The organism is Roseomonas mucosa ATCC BAA-692, assembly GCF_000622225.1.
Classification (GTDB): Bacteria; Pseudomonadota; Alphaproteobacteria; order Acetobacterales; family Acetobacteraceae; genus Roseomonas; species Roseomonas mucosa.
On the sequence record NZ_JHWD01000007.1, the window covers coordinates 272,912 to 280,227 of the forward strand.

Sequence of the window (7,316 nt, forward strand, 5' to 3'; positions counted from 1 at the left end):
AGCCTCAGGCCGCGGCGCTGACCTTCTCGGCCGGCGCCCCCGCGGCCAGCATGCCCTGGGTGGTCAGCAGGTCGCGGTAGATGCCCGCCTGCCGCGCCAGCACGTCCGGCGCGCCATGCTCGACCACCTTGCCGGCATCCATGACCACGATCCGGTCGAAATTCTGCAGCGTCGCCAGCCGGTGCGCCACGGCGATCACCGTCCGCCCCTGCATCAGCCGCTCCAGCGCGGTCTGCACCGCCACCTCGGACTCGCTGTCCAGCGCGGAGGTCGCCTCGTCCAGCAACAGGATCGGCGCGTCCTTCAGCAACGCCCGGGCGATCGCCAGCCGCTGCCTCTGCCCGCCGGACAGCCGCACGCCCCGCTGGCCGACCTCGGTGCCGAAGCCCTCCGGCAGCGCCTCGATGAAGTCCCGGCAATTGGCCGCCTCGGCCGCCGCCAGCACCTCCTCGTCCGTCGCCTCCGGCTTGCCGTAGCGGATGTTCTCCAGGATCGAGCGCTGGAACAGCGACACGTCCTGCGGCACCACCGCGATGGCGTCGGACAGGCTCTTCTGCGTCACCGCCCCGATCTCCTGCCCGTCGATCAGCACCTGCCCGCCCTGCGCCTTGGTGAAGCGCTGCAACAGCGTCAGCACGGTGGACTTGCCGGCGCCCGAGCGCCCGACCAGCCCGATCCGCTCGCCCGGCTGGATGGCGAGGTCGAAGCCCCGCAGCACCGGCCCGCGCCCCGGATAGGAGAAGCGCACGTCGTGGAAGTCGATCCGCCCGCCGCGCACCCGCAGCGGCCGTGCATCCTTGGCATCCGGCAGGGCATGCGGCACCAGCAGGGTGGACACCGCCTCGGACAGCCGCGCCACGTGCTGGGTCATCTCCACCAGAGCCACCGCCAGGTCGCGCGTCCCGTGCAGGATGGTGAAGCCCAGCGAGCAGATCATCACCACATCGCCCGTGCTGGCCCGCCCGGCCTGCCACAGGCTGACCGCCCAGAACAACAGCCCGATGGTCAGCGCCGCGGTCATCACCGCATGGGCCAGCCGCAGCTTCTCGATGTAGCGCAGGCTGCGCTTGCGGGCGTTCACCTCGCTCTGCACCTGCCGGGCGAAGCGCGCCCTTTCCCGCAGGATGGAGCCGAAGGCCCGCACGATGTTCATGTTCTGCACGACATCGACCAGCTCGCCATCCACGGCGGCGGCCTTCTCGGCATAGTCCATGTGCAGCGGCCTGCCCTTCGCTGCCAGCCGCGTCAGCAGATAGGCCATCCCGCCGGCGATGCTCACGATCACCAGCGCCATGGACACGTCCACGCTGGCCAGCAGGGCGATCGAGAAGATCACCGCGATGGTCGGCGGCAGCGTGTTCCACGTGAAGGTGGAGATCACCGTCCAGGCGGCGTTCGAGGTCGCGCTGATCCGGCTGGCCAGTACGCCCGGCGAACGGTCCACGAAATAATCCGGTGCATGGCCGGAGAGGTGGCGGAACAGGTCGCTCCGCAGGTCCCCCGTCACCCCCGTAAAGGCGGTGGTGGAGATCCAGCCGCCCACCCGCCACAGCAGGTTGTCGGCGGCGATCACCGCGCCCAGCATCGCCAGCGCCACCCAGACCGCCGCCATGGCGGCGGGCCCGCCGGACATCGCGTCCACCAGTCCCTTCATGGCGTATTGCGTGCCCACGGAACAGGCCACGGCCAGCACCACCGAGAGCAGCACCATGGCATGCGCCGGCCCGCGTTTCCGGATGTAGCGGAACAGAAAGCCCATGGGCCGGGTCTGGTAGCGCAGCAGCGCCTCCGTTCCCTCCGCCTCGGCCTCCGCGGAGGGCCCCGGAAAGGTGCCCCGGGGCGCCTGCATGTTCTCGATGACTCGGAGATCGGCCATGAAGCCTCCCTTCCCGAAACGGGTCACGACACCGTGCCTCGGACCCCGTCCTCCCTGCCCACGGTTCGGGGCACCCGGAGCAACGGGAACCCCGCCAGCGGATCGTGGTGTGAAACTAACAACGCTGAGTTCAGCCCTGGTTTCTGGCGGAGTTTTGGTACGGCTGCCCCATTCCGGTCACAGTTAAATCGTTGGTGGGGTCAGGTCCTGCCCGGGCAGCGGCGCGGAGGGGACCATCCGGGCGGGAGCCACCACGAAAGCCCCGCGAAAAACCCCCGAAATGGACACAAACGGGGGGCAGTCCGGGATCCGGAAGGGAGGATGTCCCTGAAGCCACGAGAAGGAGAGCCACCGGAATGCGTATCGCGCAGATCGCCCCGTTGTACGAAGCCGTTCCGCCGAAGCGCTATGGTGGCACGGAGCGTGTCGTCTCGTTCCTGACCGAGGAACTGGTGGCCCTGGGCCATGACGTGACGCTCTTCGCCAGCGGCGATTCCCAGACCAGCGCCACGCTTGTCCCCATGCGGCCCCAGGCCCTGCGCCTCGATCCCTCGGTCCGCGACCCCATGGCCCCCCATGCCCTGATGCTGGAACAGGTCCTGCGCCGCGCCCATGAGTTCGACCTGCTGCACTTCCACCTGGACTACCTGCCCTTCTCCCTGTTCAGCCGGCAGGAGGTGCCCTGGGTGACGACCCTGCACGGCCGCCTCGACCTGCCGGAGCTGGGCCCGATCTTCGACGCCTTCCCGGACGCGCCGGTGGTCTCGATCTCCGATTCTCAGCGTGCCCCGCTGCCCCAGGCCGGCTGGGCCGCCACCATCCATCACGGCCTGCCGAAGGATCTGCTCACCCCGCGTGACGCGGAGCCCGGCTACCTCGCCTTCCTCGGCCGCATCGCGCCGGAGAAGCGCCCGGACCGCGCCATCCGCATCGCCGCCGAAGCCGGCCTGCCGCTGAAGATCGCCGCCAAGGTCGACAAGGCCGACGCGGAATACTATGCGCAGCACATCGAGCCCCTGGTCGCCCAGGTGCATGTCGAGTTCATCGGCGAGATCTGTGACGGGCAGAAGCCGGACTTCCTGTCCGGCGCCCGGGCGCTCCTCGTCCCGATCGACTGGCCCGAGCCCTTCGGCCTGGTGATGATCGAGGCCATGGCCTGCGGCACCCCCGTCATCGCCTACAACCACGGCTCCGTGCCGGAGGTGATCGAGGACGGGGTCACCGGCTTCATCGTCCAGAACGAGGAAGAGGCCGTCGCCGCCATCCGGCGCCTGCCGGAGCTCTCCCGCGCGCGAATCCGCCGTCGCTTCGAGGAGCGCTTTACCGCCCGCCGCATGGCGGAGGACTATGTCAGCCTCTACCAGAGCCTGGCCCGCACCGCGCGCCCCCTCCTGCGCGTGGTCTGAACGGTCCCGGAACACCTTCCCCGTCGGGGAAGGTGTTCCCCGAAAGCATCACTCCTCCGTGACAGATGCCCGGCGGGTCGTTTCCTTAACGCTTTCTATCGATGCGTGTATTTCAAAGACACATCCCTTCATGGTTGTAATTGCTGCATCACAACCAACCAGTGGCTATGCCGCTGAAGGGAGCCTTCATGGCCTTCTGGCGACGTCTTCTATGCTCGACGCTTTTCCTGGCCCCCGGCGCCGCCCTGGCGCAGCCCGTAACCGGCCTCTATCTGGGCGGCGCCGCCGGCCTGAACTTCCATGACCCCAACAGCGGCAATATCGGCGGCGCAATCGGCCGCACCCTGGCCCAGAGCGGCCTGTCGCGCGAGATCCGCACGGATTTCAACCTGGGCTGGGCCGGGCTGGGCAGCGTCGGCTGGGGCTTCGGCAATGGGCTGCGGCTGGAGATCGAGGGCAACTACCGCTCCAACGAACTCGACCGCTACACGATCGCCGGCTACCGCCTGCCGCGCGCCAAGGGCAGCGCCGATACCTACGGCATCATGGCGAATGCCTATTATGACTTCGACCTGAGCAGCTACGGCATCTCGTCCAGCGCCCTGATGCCCTATATCGGCGTCGGCGTCGGCTATGCCTGGACCAGCCATCGCGGCCTGTCCGGCTCCATCGACGCCACGGCGCCCGCCGGCCTGGCGGACCGCGTCGTCAGCCGTGTCAACAGCGAGCTGCAAAGCCGCTTCCTCGCCAACCTGACGGCGGAACAGCGGGCGCAGCTGCCGGCCAACGCCATCCCCCAGATCAACCTCAACACCAGCGACCTGAATGCCAGGGCCCAGGTCCGCAGCGACGACACGGATGGCGACTTCGCCTACCAGGCCATGGCCGGCCTGGCCTTCCCGGTCCGCGCCGTGCCCGGCCTCGCCGTGACGGCCGAGTACCGCTTCTTCGGCACGCTCTCGAACAGGCTCTCCACCACCGTCACAGCCAGCGCGGCCGGCCGTTCGATCGACCGCACCTACGACATCAAGTACGACAACTTCAACCACTCCGCGATGCTGGGCCTGCGCTACGCGCTGTGGACCCCGCCGGCGCCGGTGGCCGCCTTGGCCCCCACCCCGGCGCCGACCCAGAACGCCGCCCGCACCTAACTCGTGTTCTTCGACTGGGACCGTTACAACCTGACGGACCGTGCCCGGCAGATCATCGCCGAGGCGGCGCAGAACGCGCGTAGCACGGGTTCGACCCGCATCGAGGTGGCCGGCCACGCCGACCGCTCCGGCACGCCGCAGTACAACATGGGCCTGTCGCGCCGCCGCGCCGACGCCGTGGCCGCCGAGCTGGTGCGCAACGGCGTGCAGCGCTCGGAGATCACGGTCGAGGCCTTCGGCGAGAGCCGTCCGCTGGTGCCGACCGCCGACGGCGTGCGCGAGCCGCAGAACCGCCGCGTGGAGATCGTCCTGCGCTGATCGCGCAGACGCTCCAGGCATCGCTTCGGGAAGGGGGCCGGTCCGCGAGGACCGGCCCCCTTCCTCTTTGCGCGCGCCCCTGGACGGCAGGCACGAAAAAGGGCGCCCGAAGGCGCCCCCTGCAAAACCACGAAAAGGAGAGAGGCCCTCAGACCTTCTCCACCTGCCCGTATTCCAGCTCCACGGGGGTGGCCCGGCCGAAGATGGAGACCGAAACCTTCACCCGGCCGCGCTCCTCGTCCACTTCCTCCACCACGCCGTTGAAGCTGGTGAAGGGACCGTCCGCCACGCGAACCTGCTCGCCCACCTCGTAGACCACGGAGGGGCGGCGCGGCTTCTCCACATTCTCCTGCACCTGCTGCAGCATCCGCTGCGCCTCGGATTCGGGAATGGGAGCGGGCTTGTTGCGGGCGCCAAGGAAGCCGGTGACCTTGGGCGTGTCCTTCACCAGGTGCCACGCGTCGTCCGTCATCTCCATCTTCACCAGCACGTAGCCGGGGAAGAACTTGCGCTCGGCATTCACTTTCTGCCCGCGGCGCACCTCGACCACTTCCTCGGACGGGACGAGCACCTCGCCGAAGAGGTGCTCCAGCCCCTTCTGCACGGCCTGTTCCTTGATCGCCTGGGCGATCTTCTTCTCGAAGCCCGAATAGACGTGAACGACGTACCACTTCATGCCGGCCATGACCGAATCTCCCAATCCGCCTCAGCCGAACCCGAACAGCGCACTCATCCCCAACTGGATGACCTGATCCACCACCAGGAAGAACACGGCCGCCAGGGCCGACAGGGCCAGCACCAGCCCCGTGGTGATCAGGGTCTCCTTGCGGGTGGGCCAGGTGACGCGCGCCACTTCCTGCCGCACGTCGCGCAGATACTGCACAGGGTTCACCTTGGCCAAGGGCCGGCCTCTCCAACACTTCGAGGGCGGTGCCGACGCCGGCATCGCCCGCCTCATCAAGCATGGCGACGGTGGCAGGGGCGGAGGGTCTCGAACCCCCAACCTCCGGTTTTGGAGACCGGCGCTCTAGCCAATTGAGCTACGCCCCTGCACGCGGCATCGCCGTGAGGCCGGGTCTATAGGATAGACAAACTGTCCTGTCGAGATGGCCGCACAGGGAAAACATGGCACCGGGAGAACCCGCCCATCCCCGCCCGCCCGGACCTTCGGAGGAGCCGCGGCCGGCCCCGGCGGGAATCCCTGGGACCAAGCTACGATCCCTCCCGCAGGGCCCATCCGGACCGGGATTCGCGGCGCCCAGGCGGCGGGGCGGTGCCCGGCCGGCCCGGCCGCCGCGCCAGAAAAAAAGGCGGCCCGCATCGCTGCGGACCGCCGTTCCGTACCCGTCCCCGGCACGAGGCCAGGGCGCCGGGCCTTACTTCTCGATGGAGGCGACGACGCCGGCGCCGACGGTGCGGCCGCCCTCGCGGATGGCGAAGCGCAGGCCCTGGTCCATGGCGATCGGCGCGATCAGCTCGACATCCATCGCCACGTTGTCGCCCGGCATCACCATCTCCACGCCTTCCGGCAGCTTCACCACGCCCGTCACGTCGGTCGTGCGGAAGTAGAACTGCGGACGGTAGTTCGTGAAGAACGGCGTGTGCCGGCCGCCCTCTTCCTTGGTCAGGATGTAGGCCTCGGCCTTGAAGCGCGTGTGCGGCGTGATCGAGCCCGGCTTGGCCAGCACCTGCCCGCGCTCCACGTCCTCACGCTTCGTGCCGCGCAGCAGCGCGCCGATGTTGTCCCCCGCCTCGCCGCTGTCCAGCAGCTTGCGGAACATCTCCACGCCCGTCACCGTCGTCTTGACCGTGTCCTTCAGGCCCACGATCTCGACTTCCTCGCCCACCTTCACGATGCCACGCTCCACGCGCCCCGTCACCACCGTGCCGCGGCCCGAGATCGAGAACACGTCCTCGATCGGCATCAGGAACGGCAGGTCCTTCGGACGCTCCGGCTGCGGGATGTAGCGGTCCACCTCCGCCATCAGCTGCAGGATCGCCTGCTCGCCGATCTCGGGCGTCTTGTCCTCCAGCGCCGCCACCGCAGAGCCCTTCACGATGGGAATGTCGTCGCCCGGGAACTGGTAGGAGGACAGCAGCTCGCGCACCTCCATCTCCACCAGCTCCACCAGGTCGGGGTCCGCCAGGTCCATCTTGTTCAGGAACACCACCAGCGCCGGAACGCCCACCTGGCGCGCCAGCAGGATGTGCTCGCGCGTCTGCGGCATCGGACCGTCCGCCGCCGACACCACCAGGATCGCGCCGTCCATCTGCGCCGCACCCGTGATCATGTTCTTCACGTAGTCGGCGTGGCCAGGGCAGTCCACGTGCGCGTAGTGCCGGTTCGCCGTCTCGTACTCCACATGCGCCGTCGAGATCGTGATCCCGCGCGCACGCTCCTCCGGCGCCTTGTCGATCTGGTCGTACGCCGTGAACGACGCCCCACCAGACTTCGCCAGCACCTTCGTGATCGCCGCCGTCAGCGACGTCTTGCCGTGGTCAACGTGCCCGATCGTGCCGATGTTGCAGTGCGGCTTGTTCCGCTCGAACTTCGCCTTCGCCATG

The 7,316-nt window shown here is 68.6% G+C and carries 5 protein-coding genes, 1 tRNA gene and 1 pseudogene; 2 read left to right on the forward strand and 5 right to left on the reverse strand.

The genetic code is table 11. The features are described from left to right. Positions 1-4: 4 nt before the first annotated feature. On the reverse strand, positions 5-1,876 hold the full coding sequence (locus BT98_RS0109920) for an ABC transporter ATP-binding protein (RefSeq protein WP_019462390.1): 1,872 nt from the start codon (positions 1,874-1,876) through the stop codon (positions 5-7). Positions 1,877-2,232: 356 nt separating this feature from the next. Here BT98_RS0109920 and BT98_RS0109925 point away from each other — a divergent pair, with 356 nt between their 5' ends. Together BT98_RS0109925 and BT98_RS27200 are read left to right on the forward strand one after the other, a co-directional pair. Next, positions 2,233-3,282: a glycosyltransferase family 4 protein gene (locus BT98_RS0109925; RefSeq protein ID WP_019462389.1), complete on the forward strand. Its 1,050-nt coding sequence runs from the start codon at positions 2,233-2,235 to the stop codon at positions 3,280-3,282. A 188-nt stretch (positions 3,283-3,470) separates the two neighbouring features. Next, positions 3,471-4,751 (forward strand): annotated as a pseudogene (locus BT98_RS27200) (OmpA family protein). A 148-nt stretch (positions 4,752-4,899) separates the two neighbouring features. Here BT98_RS27200 and nusG read toward each other — a convergent pair. The 4 genes from nusG to tuf form a co-directional block, all read right to left on the reverse strand. Beyond that, positions 4,900-5,436, reverse strand: coding sequence for a transcription termination/antitermination protein NusG (gene nusG / locus BT98_RS0109935; protein ID WP_019463442.1), 537 nt, complete (start codon positions 5,434-5,436; stop codon positions 4,900-4,902). Between the two features lie 21 nt (positions 5,437-5,457). Then, complete coding sequence (secE, locus tag BT98_RS0109940) at positions 5,458-5,652, reverse strand: preprotein translocase subunit SecE (protein WP_019463441.1); 195 nt, start codon at positions 5,650-5,652, stop codon at positions 5,458-5,460. A gap of 72 nt (positions 5,653-5,724) precedes the next feature. After that, positions 5,725-5,801, reverse strand: a tRNA-Trp gene (locus BT98_RS0109945). A 326-nt stretch (positions 5,802-6,127) separates the two neighbouring features. Further along, a complete protein-coding gene (gene tuf, locus BT98_RS0109950) occupies positions 6,128-7,315 on the reverse strand; it encodes an elongation factor Tu (RefSeq protein ID WP_019463282.1) in 1,188 nt (395 codons plus the stop codon). Between the last annotated feature and the right edge of the window lies 1 nt (position 7,316).

What these genes read in the sequence shown, in the direction of transcription:
- BT98_RS0109925 (WP_019462389.1), top strand. Translation starts at nt 2,233, where the DNA reads ATGCGTATCGCGCAGATCGCCCCGTTGTACGAAGCCGTTCCGCCGAAG.
- BT98_RS0109920 (WP_019462390.1), bottom strand. Translation starts at nt 1,876, where the DNA reads ATGGCCGATCTCCGAGTCATCGAGAACATGCAGGCGCCCCGGGGCACC.
- nusG (WP_019463442.1), bottom strand. Translation starts at nt 5,436, where the DNA reads ATGGCCGGCATGAAGTGGTACGTCGTTCACGTCTATTCGGGCTTCGAG.
- tuf (WP_019463282.1), bottom strand. Translation starts at nt 7,315, where the DNA reads ATGGCGAAGGCGAAGTTCGAGCGGAACAAGCCGCACTGCAACATCGGC.